We start from the raw sequence: 18,647 nt of genomic DNA, 5'->3' as shown, positions 1-18,647 counted from the left end.
GACGCCGACCTCGCCGAAACCCAGCGTCTCCTCAACATCCGCCCCCGCGCCGTCCTCGGCTTCCACACCCCATCTGAAACACTGAACTCACACATAGCGCGTGTTGCACTGACCACTTGAGACCGCCGGTGGTCATATCCTCATACGCGCCAAGTTGCGCCCGCGTGCCGCGCCGCGCGCGGCACTCCGCGTGGCCCAGCGTCAGGCGGCGCGCAGCTCGTCGGCGTCGAGGATCGTGTAGCTGTAGCCCTGCTCAGCGAGGAACCGCTGGCGGTTCTGGGCGAAGTCCTGGTCGACGGTGTCGCGGGCGATGAGCGTGTAGAAGCTGGCGGTGTGGCCGCTGGTCTTCGGGCGCAGCAGGCGGCCGAGGCGTTGGGCCTCCTCCTGCCGGGACCCGAACGAGCCCGACACCTGGATCGCCACCGACGCCTCGGGCAGGTCGATCGAGAAGTTCGCGACCTTCGAGACGACCAGCACCGGAATGCGCCCCTCGCGGAACGCGCTGTACAGCTCCTCACGCTCGTCCACAGGCGTCGCGCCGGTGATCTGCGGGGCATCCAAAGCCTCTGCGAGCACCTCGATCTGGTCGAGGTACTGCCCGATCACGAGGATCTGCTCTCCGGCGTGCCGGGCCACGAGGTCGCGGACGACATCGATCTTCGCGTGCGCGGTGGCGGCCAGCCGGTATCGCTCGTCGTCGGCGGCCGCGGCGTACTCCAGACGATCGGATGCCGGCAGGTCCACCCGCACCTCGTAGCAGACGGCGGGGGAGATGAAGCCCTGAGCCTCGATCTCCTTCCACGGCGCATCGAAGCGCTTGGGCCCGATGAGGCTGAACACGTCGCCCTCGCGGCCGTCCTCGCGCACGAGCGTCGCGGTCAGTCCCAGGCGGCGGCGCGCCTGCAGGTCGGCGGTCAGCTTGAACACGGGGGCGGGGAGAAGATGCACCTCGTCGTAGACGATCAGGCCCCAGTCGAGCGCGTCGAGCAGCGCCAGGTGTGCGTACTGGCCCTTCCGCTTGGCGGTGAGGATCTGGTAGGTCGCGATCGTGACCGGCTTGACCTCCTTGGCCTGGCCGGAGTACTCGCCGATCTCCTCGGGCGTCAGCGACGTGCGCTTGAGCAGCTCGTCGCGCCACTGCCGGGCGCTGACCGTGTTGGTGACGAGGATGAGCGTCGTGGTCTTCGTCTCGGCCATGGCCGCGGCGCCCACGAGGGTCTTGCCCGCGCCGCACGGCAGTACGACGACGCCCGAGCCGCCCTCGCTGAAGATGTCGACGGCCTTGCGCTGGTAGGGCCGCAGGGTCCAGCCGTCTTCGTGCAGCTCGATCTCGTGCGGCGTGCCGGGGGTGAAGCCGGCGTGGTCTTCGGCCGGCCAGCCGATCTTGAGCAGTTCCTGCTTGATCTGCCCGCGCGCCCACGCGTCGATCAGGTGCGTGTCGGGGGTCGGGTGGCCGACCAGCAGCGGCTGGATGCGCTTGTTGCGCGCGACCTCGGCGAGCACGGCGGGATCGGTGGAGCGCAGCACGAGCTCGCCATCGGCGTTGCGCTCGATGACCAGGCGCCCGTAGCGGCCGACCGTCTCGCGGATGTCCATCGCCACCGACGGCGGCACCGGGAAGCGGCTCCAGCGGTCGAGTGTGGCCAGCATGTCCTCGGCCTCGTGGCCGGCCGCGCGGGCGTTCCACAGCCCCAGCCGCGTGATGCGATAGGTGTGGATGTGCTCGGGCGCGCGCTCCAGTTCGGCGAAGATCGCCAGCTCGTGGCGCGCGTCTTCGGCCTGCGGGTGGGCGACCTCGAGCAGGACGGTGCGGTCGCTTTGGACGATGAGGGGGCCGTCAGCCATAACGGACCATTCTACCGGGGCGACGGCCACCCGGCCTCGACCGCCCGCATCCACGCCCTGCGGCGGCACTTTCGCCGAGTCCGGGATTCTGCGCCGAGACCCCTGCGCACCCCGTGTGTTTCGTCGTCGAAGCCCGAACTCGGCGCCTCAAACCCCCCCCGGTCAAGTGCCGTCGAGGTGGCGCACCTCGGTGATGCTCGAGACCGGCAGCGTGCGCTCGACGTCGACGGAGCGGTCGAGCCCGCGCAGGCGGCCGCCGCCGAGCCCCGTCGCCTCGAGGGTGACCTCGCGGGTCGAGCCGTCCGGCAGCCGCACCACGATCTGGATGATCCCGCGCTCGCGGACAGCCTGCTCGAGCTCGCGGCCCAGCCACGCCGCGTCGGCGTCCTCGGCGTGCGCGGCCCGCAGTCGGGCGATCAGGGGCGCGTAGGGCGCGGCGTCACCGGCATCCGGGGTCGGGGCGATGCGGTGGCGATTCAACCGTCGGGGCCGGCCGTCAGCATCCACGGCGACGACCGGGTAGCGCGCATCGGCGAGCATCCAGTACACGGTCTCGGGACTGCTCCGGCTGGTCAGTCCCGCGTCGTCGGGCACGAGGCCGACCGCGCGCAGCGTCTGGTCGACGGCGACCGTGCGCAGCATGGCCTCATCGTCGCTGGAGACACGGGTGCGGCCGGTCCAGTCGGGTCCGACGCGCAGCGTGCCGTGCCGGGCGGCGGCGCGCTCGATCTCGTAGGCCAGCGGCTGCGGCACGCCGGTCAGCGACAGCTCTTCGAGGAACGCGCGCAGTGACTGCGCGGTCTCCCCGCCGGTAAGCGCGGCGTCGATCGACTCGGCGGTGAACCGGTAGGTCGACGCCTGGGCGCGGGATTCGCGGCGGGTCATCGACCGCAGGCGCAGGTCGAGCGGTGGGGCGAGCGGGCCGGGGGCGATGGCGGTGAGGTCGTTTTGAAGGTAGACACGGTCGACCTCGGGCGGCAGCAGGGCACGCAGCGCCGCGGCATCCACCTCGCCGCCGTGCGCCACCGGTGCCGCCCACCCGGCCGGCACGCCGTCGGGCCCGATCATCGTCCAGCGTCGCAGCAGTGCCCGCAGGCGTGCGGCCTGCTCGGGCCAGGCCGGGTCGAACGGATGCGCCCCGGGCCAGTCCCGCGGGTCGGTCCACCCACCGTCGGACGCGCGGATGCCGGCGGGCAGCGCCGCGCGCAACGCGGCCGCGACGCTCTGCCAGCGGGCGACGGTGTCGGAGACGAGCCAGTCGTGGGTGGCTTCGGTGACCAGCCACGCCCGGTCGGCGGGTGCCAGCAGGCCCGCCGTGGCGGCGATGCTGATCAGCCCGTCGGCCTCGTCCGGGTCGGTGGCGGCCCCGGCATCCACCAGGCGACGGCGATCGGCGGCCGACACTGCGCCCGACCCGATGCGTCCCAGTGGCACGGTGACCGTCAGCTGCAGGATGTCGGCGAGGGCGGCCGTGGTCGAGAACACGCGCTCGGCGGCGGCCTCGTCGGATTCGGGGGTGGATGCCGCGGGCTCGGCGGCGCCGGACGGAGTGACCGGCGCGGGCCAGGCGTCGGCGACAGCGCGGAAGGGCCGGCCGTCGTCGGCAACGAAGCCGCGGTCGCGCAGGGTGTCGCGCAGCGGCGCAGGCACGGGCGCGTCGTCGTCGATCGCACGCTGCAACGCGGCGACCTCGGCGGCGGTCAGGGTCGCGAAGCCGCGGTCGAGCAGGGGGGACTGCAGCAGGGCGTCGGCAGCGTCGAACCAGTCGGCCCAGTTCACGCTGCCGGCGACGCGCCGCTCGGTGAACAGGCGCTGCAGGGCCTCGTCGTCGAGGGCGGCAAGGTGACCTGCCAGCGCCCGGGCGTCGGAGGCGGCCACGTCAGCGGCCCTTGTTGGCTCGCGCCTTTCGCACGAAGGTCGAGATGAGGACGATCATGAGAAGCACGAACCCGACGACGGGGGCGATGTAGACGAGGGTGCCGACGACGGGCCAGATGCCCTGCCCGAAGTCGACGTGGTCCATGCCGGTGGCCGAGCCAATGATGATCGCGGCGAAACAGATGACCGAGAGGATCATGAACCCGAGGGCCATCGCGGCCAGGATGCGGTCGACGCGTCGTACGGGGACGTCCACACCCGCAGGCTTCTTGCTCATCCGCTCCAGCCTAGTGCGTCCGTGGCGTGCCGTAGTCTTGGAGGTGGGGCTAATCGGCTCCGGTACGACAGCGCCCGCACGCGGGTCATAGCAGCGAGGTTCAGATGCCCACCGGCAAGGTCAGGTTCTACGACGAAGAGAAGGGTTTCGGCTTCATCACGAGCGATGACGGCCAGGATGTCTTTCTGCACGCCACCGCCCTTCCCGCCGGCACCACCACGGTGAAGACCGGCACGCGGCTCGAGTTCGGTGTCGCCGACGGCCGTCGTGGACTGCAGGCGCTCTCGGTGCGGCTGCTCGATGCTCCCGTGAGCCTCGCGAAGAAGACGCGCATGAAGGCCGATGACATGGCCGTCGTGGTCGAAGACCTCGTGAAGCTGCTCGACGGCATCGGCGGCGACCTGCGCCACGGGCGCTACCCGAGCGGAGCACAGGGCAAGAAGGTCGCCGCGATCCTGCGCAAGGTTGCCGATGACCTCGACGCCTGAGTCCGCCGACCAGCCCGAGCCTGTCGAGGCGACTGAGGCCGTCGACGCGACCGCGTCTGTCGAGCAGCCGGAAGCTGTCGAGGCGACCGAGTCTGTCGCGGCGACCGAGACGACCGAGTCGGTCGACCAGCCCGAGTCTGTCGAGGCGACCGAGGCACTCGACGCCGGTGAGCCCGCCGACACGGCCGCGGACGAGCAGGGTGCGGCATCGGATGCTGCGGATGCGCAGGCGACCGTCGTTCCGGACGAGCGGCTGCTGAACGCGCACGATCTGGCGCGCGCGGCGCTGCACGAGGTGACGCCCGTCGCGACCGTGGGCGAGCCCGCCGGCTACACGGTCGAGGACGACGGCGTCGTGTCGCTGCGCTTCCACAACAAGCTCGACGGCTACCCGGGGTGGTTCTGGACCGTGAGTCTGGCGGTGGTCGAGGATGCCGAGCCCACCGTGCTCGAGGTGGAACTGCTGCCGGGCGAGGATGCGCTGCTGGCCCCCGAGTGGGTGCCGTGGGCCGTGCGCCTGGCGGAGTACCAGGCGGCCCAGGCCGCCCAGGCCGAGGCCGGCACCGGTGGCGCGGACGACGCGGACGACGACTCCGAGGAGCTCGACGACCTCGACGACCTCGACGCGTCGGACTTCGACGAGGACGGCTCGTCGATCCTGCACGCCGGCGACGTCGACGGCGTCGACATCGACGTGCTCGACGATTCCGATGACGACGACGATGCCGACTCGGACGACGAGTCGGATGATGACGACTCGGACGACGATGACGACTCGGACGACGATGACGACTCGGACGACGATGACGACTCGGACGACGACGACGACTCGGACGACGACGACGACTCGGACGACGATGACGACTCGGACGACGATGACTCCGACGATGACGACGCCGACGAGGACGACGACTCCGACGACGACGATTCCGACTCGGACGATGACGACGATGAGGACTCGGACGACGACGACTCTGACGACGACAGCTCCGACGGCGACCAGTCCACCGAGCCGTCGGGTGCGCGCGACGAGGGCACCCGGCAGTCCGGGCGCCGCGGCTTCCTCGGCCGGTTCAGCCGTCGCGCCCGTGGCTGACCAGCGCTGCTGAGCAGCGCCCTCGGCCCCGTCCGCTCAGCCCTTGAGCCCCTCGACCGTGTAGTCGATGCACTCGATGAGCTTGCGCACGTCGTCCGGCTCGATCGACACGAACGTGGCGATGCGCAGCTGGTTGCGGCCGAGCTTGCGGTACGGCTCGGTGTCGACGATCCCGTTGGCGCGCAGGCTGGATGCCACGGCCGCGGCATCCACGCTCTCATCGAAGTCGATGGTGACCACGACCGGCGAACGGTCGGCGGGGTCGGCGACGAACGGCGTCGCGAACGCACGCTCCTCGGCCCAGGTGTACAGCGCACTCGACGATTCGGTGGTGCGCGCGTCGGCCCAGGCGAGGCCGCCGTTGCCGTTGATCCACTCGAGCTGCTTGTCGAGCAGGTGCAGCGTCGCCACCGCCGGCGTGTTCAGCGTCTGGTTCAGGCGCGAGTTGTCGACCGCGTTCTTCAGGCTGAGGAACTCGGGGATGTAGCGGCCCGACGCGGCGATCCGTTCGATGCGCTCGATCGCGGCGGGGGAGACGGCCGCGAACCACAGCCCGCCGTCCGAGCCGAGGTTCTTCTGCGGCGCGAAGTAGTAGACGTCGGCCTCGGACACCTGGAAGTTGATGCCGCCGGCGGCGCTGGTCGCATCGATGACGGTCAGCGCGCCGGGGTCACCGGCGACGCGGCGGATGCCGGTGGCCACACCCGTGGAGGTCTCGTTGTGCGGCCACGCGTACACGTCGACGCCCTCGACCGGCTCGGCGGCGACGCTCGAGCCGGGCTCGGCCTTGCGCACGTCGGGCGCGGTCAGCCACGGCGCGGCGGCGGCCTTGGCGAACTTGCCGCCGAACTCGCCGAACACGAGGTTCTGCGCACGGTTCTCGATGAGGCCGAACGCAGCGGCGTCCCAGAACGCGGTCGAACCGCCGTTGCCGAGGATGATCTCGTACCCGTTGGGCAGCCGCAGCAGGTCGGACAGGCCCGCGCGCACCTGGCCGACGAGGGTCTTGATCGGCGACTGGCGGTGCGAGGTGCCCATCAGCACCGAGCCGGGGCCGGCCAGCGACTCCAGCTGCTCGGCGCGGACCTTCGAGGGTCCGCAGCCGAATCGTCCGTCGGCGGGCAGGATCTCTCGGGGCAGCGTCACGTGGGCCATTGTTCGATTCTAGGACGCCCGCCGGAGCCCGCCGATCCTCATGTCACAGTGAGCCGATAGGCTTGAGAACCACTGTTCACCTGCGCATCGAGGCACGATATGACCGATCTGATCGACACCACCGAGATGTACCTGCGCACCATCCTCGAACTCGAGGAGGAGGGCATCGTCCCCCTGCGTGCGCGCATCTCCGAGCGTCTGGGCCACTCCGGCCCGACGGTGTCGCAGACCATCGGCCGCATGGAGCGCGACGGACTGGTCGTCGTCAGCGTCGACCGCACGCTCGAATTGACGGATGCCGGTCGCCAGAAGGCGGTGGACGTGATGCGCAAGCACCGTCTGGCCGAGCGCCTGCTCAGCGATGTCATCGGACTGGACTGGGCGTACGTGCACGAAGAGGCCTGCCGCTGGGAGCACGTGATGAGCGAGCTCGTCGAGCGCCGCCTGCTCGAGTTGCTCGACCACCCGACCGAGTCGCCGTACGGCAACCCGATCCCGGGCCTGGACCAGCTCGGCGATGTGCCCGCGCGCACGTTCGACGAGGGTGTCGTGGGCCTGGTGCGGGCGCTCGAGGCCGCCGACGGCCCCATCACCGGCACGCTGCGGCGCCTGGCCGAGCCCGTGCAAGTCGACCCCGAGCTGCTGTCCCAGCTGCGCGGCGCGGGAGTCGTCCCCGGCGCGACGGGCGAGTTCCGCTTCAGCGAGGGCTACGTGCTCGTGCAGATGGACGGCAATGACGAGGCGCTCGAGCTGCCGGTCGAGATCGCCGGGCACCTGTTCCTCGTCGAGGCCCGCGAACGCGTCTGACCCCGCGCGCGTCCTCGTGCGCGCCCGCGCACAACCGTGCCCAGCGCGCCCGCGCGCGTCCTCCGCGCGCCCGCGCGTGACCGTGCCAGCGCGCCCGCGCGCGACCGTACAAAGAGGTGCGAACACGCCGGGTGATACCTGGGTAGCGTGACAGATTCGTTACTTTCGGGTAGCCTCGGATGGTCCGAAGGCGAGAAGCCCGCCGCAGGACCGCCGCACGAGTTGCCTCATCGGTTCGTCATTCGTGTGGTGAAGCCCGTACATCTGTGCCCGACACCGAGTACGACGAACCAGTGCCTTCGGGCGCGGAGGCGCCGGAGGACCTTTTGGCTGAAGTGAACGATTCGTCTATCGACGAACCCGAAACCGATACGACGAGTCTCGCCCGACGCGAGCGTGCCCGCCGTCTCATCCGTCGCCCCGCGGCGAAGACCCCCGCCCGCCGTTCGGCATCGCGAACCGCCCGTGGCGCCCGCCCGCACCCCGTGCGCAGCTTCCTGACCGTGACCGCCGTCGCCGGCCTGGTCGCCACCGTCGCGATCCCGGCCGTCGTCGCCGCCGACGGCAGCGCCTCGGCCGACCCGATCACCGTGCAGCAGGTCGCCGCCGAGAACGCCCAGTCGCTCGTCGTCGCCAGTGAGGCCACCCCCGAGGCCCTGCAGCGTGACAGCTACTCGGCCACCACGCCCGAAGAGATCAAGAAGAAGAAGCAGGAGGAGGCCGCCAAGGCCGCCCTCGCCGCCCGGATCTCCTCGCGCGCCAGCTCCGCCTCGGTCAACATGGCCGTGCCGCTGACGATCGCCGCCTCGGGCGACGTCGTGCGTCCGCTCGCCTCGTTCAACAACTTCGGCACCCCGTACGCCGGCCACAAGGGCACCGACTACATGGCCGGCCGCGGCACCCCGATCTACGCGATCGCCGACGGCGTCGTCGTCTCCTCGAGCGAGAGCGGCCCGGGCTGGGGCGTGTACGTCAAGATCGCCCACAACATCGGCGGCAAGAGCGTCACCTCGCTCTACGCGCACATGAGCTACGGCACCCGCCGGGTGACCGTCGGCCAGTCGGTCTCGGCCGGCCAGCTCATCGGCCAGGTCGGCGACTCCGGTCGCGCCTACGGCACGCACCTCCACCTCGAGATCGTCGTGGGCGGCGCGTACCAGAACGCCGAGCGCTGGCTGCAGGCCAACGCCGGCTGACCCGGCCCGCGGCGCCGACACGCGGCATCCTTCACCTGCCGTTCGGCCCTCGTTGTCCGGGGCATGCATTACCCTGAACCCGACGCTCGCGTGAAGTCGAGGGGGAAGCCGATGGATGTTCTACCACGCATTCGAACCGTGAATGCGCTCGGTCGACACGTCCTTCGGCATCGTGGAAGCGACGTGCTTCGTCGTGGAATCAAGGCGCTGTCCGTGTGACAGCGCCTTTTTCCGTCCCCACTCCCGCTCGCTGAGCGCGTGCGTCGAACCGAACAACCGCTGAAGCCGTCACGGCAGTTCGAGAGGAAACGATGCGCACTCTGGTGCTGAATGCAGGATACGAACCCCTGGCCGTCGTGTCGTTCAGACGGGCACTGGTGCTCGTGATGAACGACAAGGCCACCGTCATCGAACGGGTCGAGGACGACCCGGTGTGGGGCGCGCGCGACGTGTACGACCGCCCGGCCGTGATCCTGCTGACCCGTTACGTCCGCATTCCCGGGGCGCGTCGGGTGCCGGTCACCCGGCGCGGGGTGCTGCGCCGCGACGGACACCGCTGCGCGTACTGCGGGTCGGGCGCGACCACGATCGATCACGTGCTGCCGCGTTCGCGCGGGGGAGCCGACTCGTGGGAGAACCTCGTCGCGTGCTGCCTGCGCTGCAACAACCTCAAGGGTGACCGCACCCCGCAGGAGATGCGGTGGGCCCTGCGCATCACCCCGCTACCGCCGCGCGGCGTGCAGTGGACCGTGCGGGGCACCGAGCGCACCGACCCGGTGTGGGAGCCGTACCTGGCCCTCGCCGCCTGAGCTCCGCCGCCGCGGGACCGATGTCGGACCCCGAGCGTATCTTCGAACTCGTCATATTGAGGATATAGAACATCAGTTCTATCCTGTCTGGATGAGGTCGATCGTGCGGGATGCCACTGCGCAGAGTTCCACTCTGCAAGAGGTGCAGCGGCTGCGCGCCCAGCTCGAGCGCGTGCAGGGGCGCCGCATGGACGCCCCGGTGCTGCCGACCCACCCGGTGCTCGCCCAGCTGCTGCCGGGCCGGGGGCTGCGCCCCGGATCGTCGTATTCGCTGGGCCGGTCGATGTCGCTGCTGTTCGCCCTGCTGGCCCAGCCGTCGCAGAACGGCTCGTGGTGCGGCGTGATCGGCATGCCCGGCTTCGGCGCCGAGGCGGCCGAGAAGGCCGGGGTCGACCTGTCGCGCCTCGTGCTCATCCCCGAGCCCGGGCCGCGCTGGCTGGCCGTGGCGGCGACCATCGCCGACGCCCTGCCGGTGGTGGCGGTGCGTCCGCCCGAGCGGGCGAAAGACGGGGAGGTCTCGCGCCTGGCGGCCCGCATGCGCGAGCGGGGCTCGGTGCTGCTCGTGCAGGGCCCGTGGCCGCAGACCGAGGCGATGATCGACGTCGCCGACCCGCACTGGTCGGGGCTCGGCGACGGCTACGGCCTGCTGTCCGAACGCGAGCTCACCGTCACCGTGTCCAGCCGCCGGTTCCCGATGCCGCGCACAGGCCGCATGCTGTTGCCGGCCCCCGACGGCACGCTCGAACAGGCGAGCGAGTGGATGCCGGAGCGCGGCGCCCCGGCCTACGCGCCGGAGCGTACGCGGATGCGGGCGGTGGGGTGAGATGAGCACCCTCGAGGCCGCACCCACCCGCAGCCTCGTGGTGTGGGTGCCGGATTGGCCGGTCGTGGCCGTCACGCGCGACGGCGACGACCCGCCCGATGCGAACGAACCGATCGCGGTGTTCGAGAAGGGCGCCGTGACCGCATGCTCGCCGGCCGCCCGCGCCGAGGGCGTGCGCCGGGGTCAGCGGCGCCGTGACGCGCAGGCCCGGTGCCCGCAGCTGATCGTCGCCGACGCCGACCCGGTGCGCGACCAGCGGGTGTTCGCGCCGCTGGTCGCCCGGCTCGAAGAACACGCGCCGGGCGTGCAGCTCGTGCGGCCCGGCCTGTGCGCCGTGCACGCCCGCGGCCCGGCCCGCTACTACGGCGGTGAGGCCGCCGCCGCCATCGTGCTGCGCGACGCCCTGGTCGATGCGCTGCCGGCGCCCTGGCCCGCCGGCCCCACCGACGCCGGTCTCGCAGGGCCCGGCCTCGAAGCCCCCGATGTGCGGGTCGGCATCGCCGACGGTCCGTTCTCGGCCGAGCAGGCCGCCCGCGTGGGCACCCGGCGCGAAGACCCCGTGCGGGTGGTGCCGGCCGGGCAGTCGGCCGCGTTCCTGGCCCCGCTGCCGGTGACGGCGCTCGACGACGAGGTGGTCGAGCTGTTCGCGCGGCTGGGCATCCAGACCCTGGGCCAGGTGGCCGAGATGGACCCGCAGCGCCTCGTCGAACGGTTCGGCCCGCGCGGCGCCCGCCTGCACGCCCTGGCCGCCGGGCGGGACTCGCGCCCAGTGTCGCCGCGCACCCCGCCGCCTGAGCTGCACCGCGAGGTCGCGTTCGAGCCGCCCCTCGAGCTGGCCGACCAGGTCGCGTTCGGCATGCGCCGCACCGCCGACGAGTTCATCGCCGCACTCGGCGCCGTGGACCTCGTGTGCACCGAGTTGCGGGTCGTGCTCACCGGCGACCGCGGCGACCACAGTGAACGGGTGTGGCTGCATCCCGGCACGTTCGACGCGCCCGCGATCGTCGACCGGGTGCGGTGGCAGCTGGCCGAGCAGGGCCTGTCAGGTCCGACCCGGCTGCGCAGCGCCGTCGCGCGGGTGCGCATCGAGCCCGAGGCCGTCGACGCCGCCGCGCACCACGTCGCGACCTTGTTCGGCTCCGGCCCCGAAGAGCGCGTGCACCATGCGCTCTCGCGGGTGCAGGCCATGCTCGGGCACCGGGGCGTGGTGACCCCCGCCATCGGCGGGGGCCGGTGGCTGGCCGAACGGCAGGTGATGGTGCCGTGGGGCGACCGGGCCGTCACCCGGTCGCGCGAGCGGCCGTGGCCGGGGAGCCTGCCCGACCCGCTGCCGTCGACCGTGTTCGCCGACCCGCTCGCGATCGACGTGGTCGACGCCGAGGGGGACATGGTCGCCGTCGACCACCGCGGCGAGCTCACGGCACCGCCGGCGAGCCTGCTGCACGGCGGCCGGTCACGGCGGATCGAGACGTGGGCCGGGCCCTGGCCGGTGTTCGAGCGGGGGTGGGACCCCACGCGCGCGCGGCGGGCGCACCGGTTCCAGATGGTGGATGCCGGGCAGACGGCGTGGCTGCTCGTGTGCGAAGAGGGCGTCTGGCACGTGGAGGGGAGGTACGACTGATGGGCTTCAACAACCCGTCGGTGTCGTGGGCGCAGATGGAGCGGCTGCTCAGCGACCGCCGGCCCCCGTCCGCCCCGCCCGGCGCGAACGGCGGCGACAGCCCGGCCTGGTCGCGCAAGCGCGGAAAGTACACGCCACCCGAGATCACCCGCCCCGCCGATGTCGTGCCGTACGCCGAACTGCACGCGCACTCGTCGTTCTCGTTCCTCGACGGGGCCTCCTCGCCCGAAGAGCTGGCCGAAGAGGCCGAACGGCTCGGCCTGCACGCCCTGGCCATCAGCGACCACGACGGGTTCTACGGCATCGTCCGGTTCGCCGAGGCGGCCGAGAAGCTGCAGGTGAAGACCGTGTTCGGCGCCGAGCTGTCGCTCGACCTGCCCGCGCCGCAGAACGGGCAGCCCGACCCGGTCGGCTCGCACCTGCTCGTGCTCGCCCGCGGCGAGGAGGGCTACCACCGGCTCGCCTCGGCGATCACCCACGCGCAGCTGGCCGGGGGCGAAAAGGGCCGCCCGGTGTACGACCTCGACGCGCTCGCCGCGCAGGCCGACGGGCACTGGGCGATCCTCACCGGCTGCCGCAAGGGCGCGGTCCGGCAGGCGCTGCGCGACCGGGGCCCGCAGGCCGCCGCCGAAGAACTCGACCGGCTCGTCGGACTGTTCGGCCCCGATGCGGTCAACGTCGAGCTGACCGACCACGGCAACCCCACCGATTCCCGCGACAACGACCTGCTGGCATCCCTCGCCCGCGACCGCGGCCTGCCGGTGCTGGCGACCAACAACGTGCACTACGCGGTGCCCGAGCGGGTGCACCTGGCCGCCGCCGTCGCCGCCGTGCGCGCCGGCCGCGGGCTCGACGAGCTCGACGGGTGGCTGCCCGCGCACGCGAGCGCGCACCTGCGGTCAGGGGAGGAGATGCAGCGCCGGTTCCGCCGATACCCCGGCGCGATCGCCCGCACCGTGACCCTCGCCGACGAGCTGGCCTTCCCGCTGCGGCGGGTCAAGCCCGCGCTGCCCAAGCTCCCGGTGCCCGACGGGCACACGCCGATGTCGCACCTGCGGCAGCTGGTGTGGCAGGCGGTGCCGCGCAAGTATCCCGACCTCGACGATGCCGGCCGCGCCCGCATCGAGCGGGAGCTCGACGTGATCGAGCAGAAGGACTTCCCGGGGTACTTCCTCATCGTGCATGGAATCGTGCAGGAGGCGCGGCGGCGCGGCATCCTGTGTCAGGGGCGGGGATCGGCGGCCAACAGTGCCGTCTGCTATCTGCTGGACATCACGGCGGTCGACTCGATCTTCTACGGGCTGCCGTTCGAGCGGTTCCTGTCGGCGCTGCGCGAGGAGGAGCCCGACATCGACGTGGATTTCGACTCCGACCGGCGGGAGGAGATCATCCAGTGGGTGTACCAGACCTACGGGCGCGAGCGCGCGGCGCAGGTGGCCAACGTCATCCAGTACCGGCCCAAGAACGCGGTGCGCGACATGGCGCGGGCGCTGGGGCATTCGCCGGGCCAGCAGGATGCCTGGTCGAAGCAGATCGAACGGTGGGACGGGCAGTTCGAGACCGCCGACCACGACATCCCGGATCGGGTGCTGGAGTACGCCGGTGAGCTGCTGAAGGCGCCGCGGCATCTCGGCATCCATTCGGGGGGCATGGTGCTCACCGAGCGGCCGGTGGGCGAGGTGGTGCCCATCGAGCATGCGCGCATGGAGAACCGCACGGTCATCCAGTGGGACAAGGACGACGCGGCCTGGATGGGCCTGGTGAAGTTCGACCTGCTGGGGCTGGGCATGCTCGCCGCGCTGCAGTACTGCTTCGACATGATCGCCGACGCCACCGGGGAGCGGTGGGAGCTGGCGACGATCCCGAAGGAGGAGGCCGCCGTCTACGACATGCTGTGCCGGGCCGATTCGATCGGGGTGTTCCAGGTCGAGTCGCGGGCGCAGATGGGGCTGCTGCCGCGGCTGCAGCCGCGCCGGTTCTACGACCTGGTGATCGAGATCGCGATGATCCGGCCCGGGCCCATCCAGGGCGGGGCGGTGCACCCGTATGTGCGGCGCAAGCTGGGGCGCGAGAAGGTGACGTACGCGCACCCGAAGCTGAAGCCCGTGCTCGAGCGGACGCTGGGCATCCCGGTGTTCCAGGAGCAGCTCATGCAGATGGGCATGGCCGTCGGCGGACTGACGGGGGAGGATGCCGATCTACTGCGCCGCGCGATGGGCTCCAAGCGTGGCATCGAGCGCATCGAGTCGCTGCGCCAGAAACTGTATGAGGGCATGGCCGAGAACGGGTTGACCGGCGCCGTGGCCGACGACATCTACGCGAAGATCCAGGCGTTCGCGAACTTCGGGTTCGCCGAGAGCCACTCACTGTCGTTCGCGCTGCTGGTGTACGCGTCGTCGTGGCTGAAGCTGCACTACCCGGCCGCGTTCCTGGCGGCGCTGCTGCGCGCGCAGCCGATGGGCTTCTACTCGCCCGCGTCTCTGGTCGCCGACGCCCGCCGCCACGGGGTGCAGGTGCGCCGCCCCGACCTGCACGCCTCCGGGGTCGAGGCAGGGCTCGAGCCGGTCGAGGCGGGAGGGGATGCCGGGGCCACCGGCCGCGACGCGTGCACCCACCGGCACCAGCCGCCGGTGCCCCCGTTCGACATCGACGCCCCCGACGAGTCGGCCGCGCATCGCCGCGACGGCGCGTTCGCGGTGCGACTGGGGCTGGCCGCGGTCACCGGCATCGGGAAACCCCTCGCCGAACGCATCGTCGCCGAGCGCGACGCGCACGGTCCGTTCCGCGACCTGCGCGACTTGACGCGCCGCACCGGCACCACGACGGCGCAGCTGGAGGCACTGGCCACCGCCGGGGCGTTCGAGAGCCTGGGGATCAGCCGGCGCGAGGGCATCTGGCTGGCCGGCGACGCCGCGCAGGACCGCATCGAGTTCCTCGAGGGCTCGCTGGTGTCGGTGCAGCCGCCGCTGTTCGGCGACCCGTCGAGCTATGACGTGCTGGCGGCCGACCTGTGGGCGACGGGCATCTCGACCGACGACCATCCACTGGTCCATTACCGGGCGCAGCTGGATGCGCGGGGCGTGCTCACCTCGGCCGAGCTGCGCGGGCACGAGACGGGCCGCCGGGTCGAGGTGGCCGGGCTCGTGACGCACCGGCAGCGGCCGGCCACGGCGTCGGGCATCACCTTCCTCAACCTCGAAGACGAGCACGGGCTCGTCAACGTCATCTGCTCGGTGGGGGTGTGGAACAAGTACCGCCGCGTGCTGCGCGATTCGCCGGCGCTCATCGCGCGGGGGCTGCTCGAACGCTCACCCGAGGGCGTCACGAACCTCCTCGCCGACCGGTTCGACGACCTGCGGGTCGGTGTGCAGCACCGCTCGCGCGACTTCCGCTGATCCGTCCGGCACCCCGTTCGTAGGTTCCCTACAACACGCGCCCACCTGTGGTCAGACCACATGGAGGGTGAGCACCGACTTTCCGCCACCGCGGGCGGATCGGCGAAGACTTGAGCCATCAGAAACCGCGTCGGAGATCCCGACCTCTGAACCCAAGAAAGGTCCTGACATGGCCATCCCCACCGCCACCGTTGCTCTGTCTGGCGCCCGCGCCGAAGAACCGGTCGCGGCACCCTCCGCCCTTCCCCTCGCGATCGCGGTCACCCGCATCATGATGGGCTTCTACTTCCTGTGGGCCTTCTTCGACAAGGTGTTCGGGCTCGGCTTCGCCACTCCGGCCGAGCGCGCCTGGATCAACGGCGGCAGCCCCACGACCGGGTTCCTCACGAACGCGACGGCCGAGAGCCCGTTCGCCGGTGTGTTCACAGCGATCGCCGGCAACCCCGTCGTCGACTGGCTGTTCATGCTGGGCCTGTTCGGGGTCGGCGCCGCGCTGATCCTCGGTGTGGGGGTGCGTCTGGGGGCGATCGCCGGCGCGGCCATGCTGTTCCTCATGTACCTGGCGCAGTTCCCGCTGACGCTGACCGGCGCGACCAACCCGCTGCTGGACAGCCACCTCATCGACATGGGCATCATGGCCATCGTGTTCTTCGCGGTCGCCGATCAGCGGCTGAGCTTCGCACCCACCTGGCGGGCCATCGTCCGCGACAAGACCTGGCTCTGGTGAGTCAGTGAAGAGATCGTCCCGGCGGACCCGAAACCGCCGGGACGATCAGTCTGTGTGTGTGGATGCCGGAGCACCCACGCGCGGGGACGGCTCAGACGTCGTCGCCGCCGGCGGCGCGGCGGTCGGCCTCGGCGCTGTTGATCATGTCGTCGTTCAGGTCGGGGTCGAGCACCTCTTCGTCGTCGATGATGCCGTCGGCGCGGTCGTTGTCGGCGATGCCGTCGGCGTCGGTGACGAGCACGTCCGGGTCGGGGGTGTCGTCGGCGTCGCCGTCGCCGACCGGAAGCGGGGGAATGGGATTCGACATGGGTTCGCCTTTCTCGGGGATGCCGGTGCACGAAGCGCCGGGGAGTGCCGACGCTAACGGCGGATGGATCTGCCGACGACGGGGTTGACAGCGCCGCCCGCACGCCTCCCGCCGGATTCCGTTGACCCTGGTTGCGCCGCACCGCCACACTGGTGCGGTGAAGGCGCTCGTCTACGACCGGTACGGCACTATCGAGCAGCTGCGGGTGGCCGACGTCCCCGTGCCGACGCCGGGGCCGGGCGAGGTGCTCGTCGAGGTCGTCGCGACGAGCGTGAACCTCTCCGACTGGGAGGGGCTGCACGGCCGGCCGGCGTACGCGCGGATCGGCGGCCTGTGGCGGCCCAAGCGCCGGGTGCTGGGATCGGACCTCGCGGGCCGGGTCGCGGCGGTGGGCGAGGGCGTGACGCAGTTCGCCGTAGGCGACGAGGTGTTCGGCGACAACCTCGACCACAAGGGCGGCTTCGCCGAATACGCGATCGCACCCGCGCGGGCCCTGGCGCACAAGCCCGCGGAGCTGTCGTTCGCCGAGGCGTCGACGCTGCCGCAGGCCGGGGCGATCGCGCTGCAGGCGGTCGCGCGCGGGGGAGCAGGCACGAGGGTGCTGCTCGTCGGCGCCGGTGGCGGCAGTGGCATGTTCGCGATCCAGCTCGCCAAGGCGGCCGGCATGCATGTGACGGGCGTGGACAACGCCGGCAAGCTCGCGTTCATGCGGGAGCTGGGCGCGGATGAGGTGATCGACTACCGGGCGCAGGACTTCACCCGCACCGGACCGTACGACCTGGTGGTCGACCTCGTCGCGCGGCGCTCGATGTTCGCGTACCGGCGTGTGCTCGCGCCCGGCGGACGGTTCTACCTTGTCGGCGGCACGATGCGGGCGCTGCTGCGCGCGTTGACGGTCGGCACGGTGCTGGGGTGGCTGACCGGCACGCGCCTGGGTGTGCTGGCGGTGCGGCAGGGCCCGGAGCACTTCGCGCCGTTGGTCGAGCGGTGCCTGGCCGGGGAGGTGCAGGTCCGCATCGATCGCTCGCTCCCGCTCGACCGGGCGGCCGATGCGCTGGCGTTCCACGGCGAGGGCCGTGCGCTCGGCAAGGTGGTGGTGAGGGTGCGCGACGAGTAGGCGGCGTCCCGGCTGGTCAGTCGGGGCAGACGGCGAGGACGTAGCCGGGGTCGGTGGGCGTGGCGAGTGCGCGGTCGCGAAGCATGAGCGACGCGGGTCGGCCCGGGTGGGCGCAGATCTCTGTGAGGGATGCCGCGAAGGCGGCGTCGTCGTCGGCCGACGTGCTGCCGGTGTCGGTGTACTCGATCGCGAGCACATGGTCGCCGTATACCTGGGTGTAGGCGTCGCATTCGTCGTAGGCGATGCACTCCTCGGCGATGGCGAAGTCGAACCCCGCCTCGGCGCGCATCAGCGCGGCGTCTTCGGCCGCATTCTTCTGTGCGGCGGCGAGCCCGGCGTCGTGGGCGAGGTCGACGAGCGCGGTGGCGAGTGTGAGGTTGTCGGCGCGGGTGAGGAGCCCGTCGGCGCGGGTGTAGGTGTCAAGGTTGTCGAACTCGACGGCGTTGTATCCGGCGTCGGCGCACGCGGTGATCCACGGCGCGACGATCGCGACGACCTCGTCTGTTTCGCGGGTGTCGACGAGTGCTTCGTCGGGCCAGTCGGGGTCGTGGACGAGCGCGTCGTCGGCGTCGTGCAGCAGCAGGTCGTCCGGCCACGCGTCGAGCTCGCCCGGCTGGGTCTGGAAGGCGTTGAGGTAGCAGATGGAGTAGACGCCGTCGGCCGGAGGCGCGAGCCGGTCGCGGACGACAACCGCCACGCCGGCACGGGGTTCGTACGCACCGCCGAGTTGGTAGTCGAACGCCGCACCGGCAGGGAACAGTTCGACGGCGGGGTCGGGTTCGCCGGTCGGGCCGTTGCCCGCCTCGAGCGGGGTGGCGCCGCGGCCCGTCGGTGTCGGGCTCTGGTCACCTGGCGCGTCCGTTCCGCCGGTGATCGAGGCGCATCCTGCGAGGGCGAGTGCGGTCAGGAGGGTCAGCGTGATCGGAAGGGCGACACGTGAGATGGACCGCAGCGCGCGCATAACGGGTGTCCGGGCGCCCGGGCGGCGGGGCCTCAAGACATGTGCCCGTGGAGAGGTGCGGAGCGTCCGCGTGACGGTGGTTCCCCGATGGGACCAGAGCATCGGTGGTCGTGGCCTGTCGCCGGACTGTTCGGCAACGCGACGG

16 protein-coding genes are annotated in these 18,647 nt (G+C 71.6%); 10 read left to right on the top strand and 6 right to left on the bottom strand.

The window, feature by feature from the left end:
* Positions 1-201 precede the first annotated feature (201 nt).
* The 3 genes from ACQ143_RS04835 to ACQ143_RS04825 form a co-directional block, all read right to left on the bottom strand.
* A complete protein-coding gene (locus tag ACQ143_RS04835) occupies positions 202-1,845 on the bottom strand; it encodes a DNA repair helicase XPB (protein WP_449569550.1) in 1,644 nt (547 codons plus the stop codon).
* A gap of 162 nt (positions 1,846-2,007) precedes the next feature.
* On the bottom strand, positions 2,008-3,723 hold the full coding sequence (locus ACQ143_RS04830; protein ID WP_449569549.1) for a helicase-associated domain-containing protein: 1,716 nt from the start codon (positions 3,721-3,723) through the stop codon (positions 2,008-2,010).
* Between the two features lies 1 nt (position 3,724).
* A complete protein-coding gene (locus ACQ143_RS04825) occupies positions 3,725-4,000 on the bottom strand; it encodes a multidrug ABC transporter ATPase (RefSeq protein WP_449569548.1) in 276 nt (91 codons plus the stop codon).
* Between the two features lie 104 nt (positions 4,001-4,104).
* On the opposite strand from ACQ143_RS04825, the gene ACQ143_RS04820 reads away from it, so the two are divergent.
* Together ACQ143_RS04820 and ACQ143_RS04815 are read left to right on the top strand one after the other, a co-directional pair.
* Positions 4,105-4,488 carry a cold-shock protein gene (locus tag ACQ143_RS04820; RefSeq protein ID WP_449569547.1) on the top strand — a complete coding sequence of 128 codons (384 nt, stop codon included), beginning with the start codon at positions 4,105-4,107 and terminating at the stop codon, positions 4,486-4,488.
* A complete protein-coding gene (locus tag ACQ143_RS04815) occupies positions 4,472-5,584 on the top strand; it encodes a DUF3027 domain-containing protein (protein ID WP_449569546.1) in 1,113 nt (370 codons plus the stop codon). Before ACQ143_RS04820 ends, ACQ143_RS04815 begins: the two co-directional genes overlap by 17 nt.
* A 36-nt stretch (positions 5,585-5,620) precedes the next feature.
* Here ACQ143_RS04815 and serC read toward each other — a convergent pair whose 3' ends face one another.
* Complete coding sequence (gene serC, locus ACQ143_RS04810; RefSeq protein ID WP_449569545.1) at positions 5,621-6,739, bottom strand: phosphoserine transaminase; 1,119 nt, start codon at positions 6,737-6,739, stop codon at positions 5,621-5,623.
* A 99-nt stretch (positions 6,740-6,838) separates the two neighbouring features.
* Between serC and ACQ143_RS04805 the strand changes: the two genes are divergently transcribed.
* The 7 genes from ACQ143_RS04805 to ACQ143_RS04775 all read left to right on the top strand — a co-directional run bounded on the left by ACQ143_RS04805 (position 6,839) and on the right by ACQ143_RS04775 (position 16,117).
* Positions 6,839-7,546, top strand: a complete 708-nt coding sequence (locus tag ACQ143_RS04805; RefSeq protein WP_449569544.1) for an iron dependent repressor, metal binding and dimerization domain protein — start codon at positions 6,839-6,841, stop codon at positions 7,544-7,546.
* A 503-nt stretch (positions 7,547-8,049) separates the two neighbouring features.
* Positions 8,050-8,742: a M23 family metallopeptidase gene (locus tag ACQ143_RS04800; RefSeq protein ID WP_449569543.1), complete on the top strand. Its 693-nt coding sequence runs from the start codon at positions 8,050-8,052 to the stop codon at positions 8,740-8,742.
* A 311-nt stretch (positions 8,743-9,053) separates the two neighbouring features.
* Positions 9,054-9,551 (top strand): HNH endonuclease, encoded by a 498-nt coding sequence (locus tag ACQ143_RS04795; protein ID WP_449569542.1) that lies wholly within the window; start codon positions 9,054-9,056, stop codon positions 9,549-9,551.
* Between the two features lie 91 nt (positions 9,552-9,642).
* Positions 9,643-10,374 (top strand): hypothetical protein, encoded by a 732-nt coding sequence (locus tag ACQ143_RS04790; protein WP_449569541.1) that lies wholly within the window; start codon positions 9,643-9,645, stop codon positions 10,372-10,374.
* A 1-nt stretch (position 10,375) separates the two neighbouring features.
* Positions 10,376-11,995 carry a DNA polymerase Y family protein gene (locus ACQ143_RS04785; RefSeq protein ID WP_449569540.1) on the top strand — a complete coding sequence of 540 codons (1,620 nt, stop codon included), beginning with the start codon at positions 10,376-10,378 and terminating at the stop codon, positions 11,993-11,995.
* A complete protein-coding gene (locus ACQ143_RS04780) occupies positions 11,995-15,390 on the top strand; it encodes an error-prone DNA polymerase (RefSeq protein ID WP_449569539.1) in 3,396 nt (1,131 codons plus the stop codon). Before ACQ143_RS04785 ends, ACQ143_RS04780 begins: the two co-directional genes overlap by 1 nt.
* Positions 15,391-15,559: 169 nt before the next feature.
* Positions 15,560-16,117 carry a hypothetical protein gene (locus ACQ143_RS04775; protein ID WP_449569538.1) on the top strand — a complete coding sequence of 186 codons (558 nt, stop codon included), beginning with the start codon at positions 15,560-15,562 and terminating at the stop codon, positions 16,115-16,117.
* A 91-nt stretch (positions 16,118-16,208) separates the two neighbouring features.
* On the opposite strand, the gene ACQ143_RS04770 is transcribed toward ACQ143_RS04775, so the two are convergent.
* On the bottom strand, positions 16,209-16,424 hold the full coding sequence (locus ACQ143_RS04770; RefSeq protein WP_449569537.1) for a hypothetical protein: 216 nt from the start codon (positions 16,422-16,424) through the stop codon (positions 16,209-16,211).
* A gap of 157 nt (positions 16,425-16,581) precedes the next feature.
* Here ACQ143_RS04770 and ACQ143_RS04765 point away from each other — a divergent pair, with 157 nt between their 5' ends.
* The gene (locus ACQ143_RS04765; RefSeq protein ID WP_449569536.1) at positions 16,582-17,541 is read left to right on the top strand and encodes an NAD(P)-dependent alcohol dehydrogenase; all 960 of its coding nucleotides are present in this window, start codon (positions 16,582-16,584) and stop codon (positions 17,539-17,541) included.
* Between the two features lie 16 nt (positions 17,542-17,557).
* Here the strand turns inward: ACQ143_RS04765 and ACQ143_RS04760 are convergent, their stop codons facing one another.
* Positions 17,558-18,502 carry an endo alpha-1,4 polygalactosaminidase gene (locus ACQ143_RS04760; protein WP_449569535.1) on the bottom strand — a complete coding sequence of 315 codons (945 nt, stop codon included), beginning with the start codon at positions 18,500-18,502 and terminating at the stop codon, positions 17,558-17,560.
* Positions 18,503-18,647: the final 145 nt, after the last annotated feature.

Source organism: Microbacterium pollutisoli (assembly GCF_053586795.1).
Note: the sequence above shows the minus strand (reverse complement) of the source record. Positions and strands in the feature narration are given on the sequence as shown.

Bases quoted from the DNA above. Each gene is read 5' to 3' on its own strand.
- ACQ143_RS04835 (WP_449569550.1), bottom strand. From the start codon at position 1,845: ATGGCTGACGGCCCCCTCATCGTCCAAAGCGACCGCACCGTCCTGCTC.
- ACQ143_RS04825 (WP_449569548.1), bottom strand. From the start codon at position 4,000: ATGAGCAAGAAGCCTGCGGGTGTGGACGTCCCCGTACGACGCGTCGAC.
- ACQ143_RS04820 (WP_449569547.1), top strand. From the start codon at position 4,105: ATGCCCACCGGCAAGGTCAGGTTCTACGACGAAGAGAAGGGTTTCGGC.
- ACQ143_RS04815 (WP_449569546.1), top strand. From the start codon at position 4,472: ATGACCTCGACGCCTGAGTCCGCCGACCAGCCCGAGCCTGTCGAGGCG.
- serC (WP_449569545.1), bottom strand. From the start codon at position 6,739: ATGGCCCACGTGACGCTGCCCCGAGAGATCCTGCCCGCCGACGGACGA.
- ACQ143_RS04805 (WP_449569544.1), top strand. From the start codon at position 6,839: ATGACCGATCTGATCGACACCACCGAGATGTACCTGCGCACCATCCTC.
- ACQ143_RS04795 (WP_449569542.1), top strand. From the start codon at position 9,054: ATGCGCACTCTGGTGCTGAATGCAGGATACGAACCCCTGGCCGTCGTG.
- ACQ143_RS04790 (WP_449569541.1), top strand. From the start codon at position 9,643: ATGAGGTCGATCGTGCGGGATGCCACTGCGCAGAGTTCCACTCTGCAA.
- ACQ143_RS04785 (WP_449569540.1), top strand. From the start codon at position 10,376: ATGAGCACCCTCGAGGCCGCACCCACCCGCAGCCTCGTGGTGTGGGTG.
- ACQ143_RS04780 (WP_449569539.1), top strand. From the start codon at position 11,995: ATGGGCTTCAACAACCCGTCGGTGTCGTGGGCGCAGATGGAGCGGCTG.
- ACQ143_RS04775 (WP_449569538.1), top strand. From the start codon at position 15,560: ATGGCCATCCCCACCGCCACCGTTGCTCTGTCTGGCGCCCGCGCCGAA.
- ACQ143_RS04770 (WP_449569537.1), bottom strand. From the start codon at position 16,424: ATGTCGAATCCCATTCCCCCGCTTCCGGTCGGCGACGGCGACGCCGAC.
- ACQ143_RS04760 (WP_449569535.1), bottom strand. From the start codon at position 18,502: ATGCGCGCGCTGCGGTCCATCTCACGTGTCGCCCTTCCGATCACGCTG.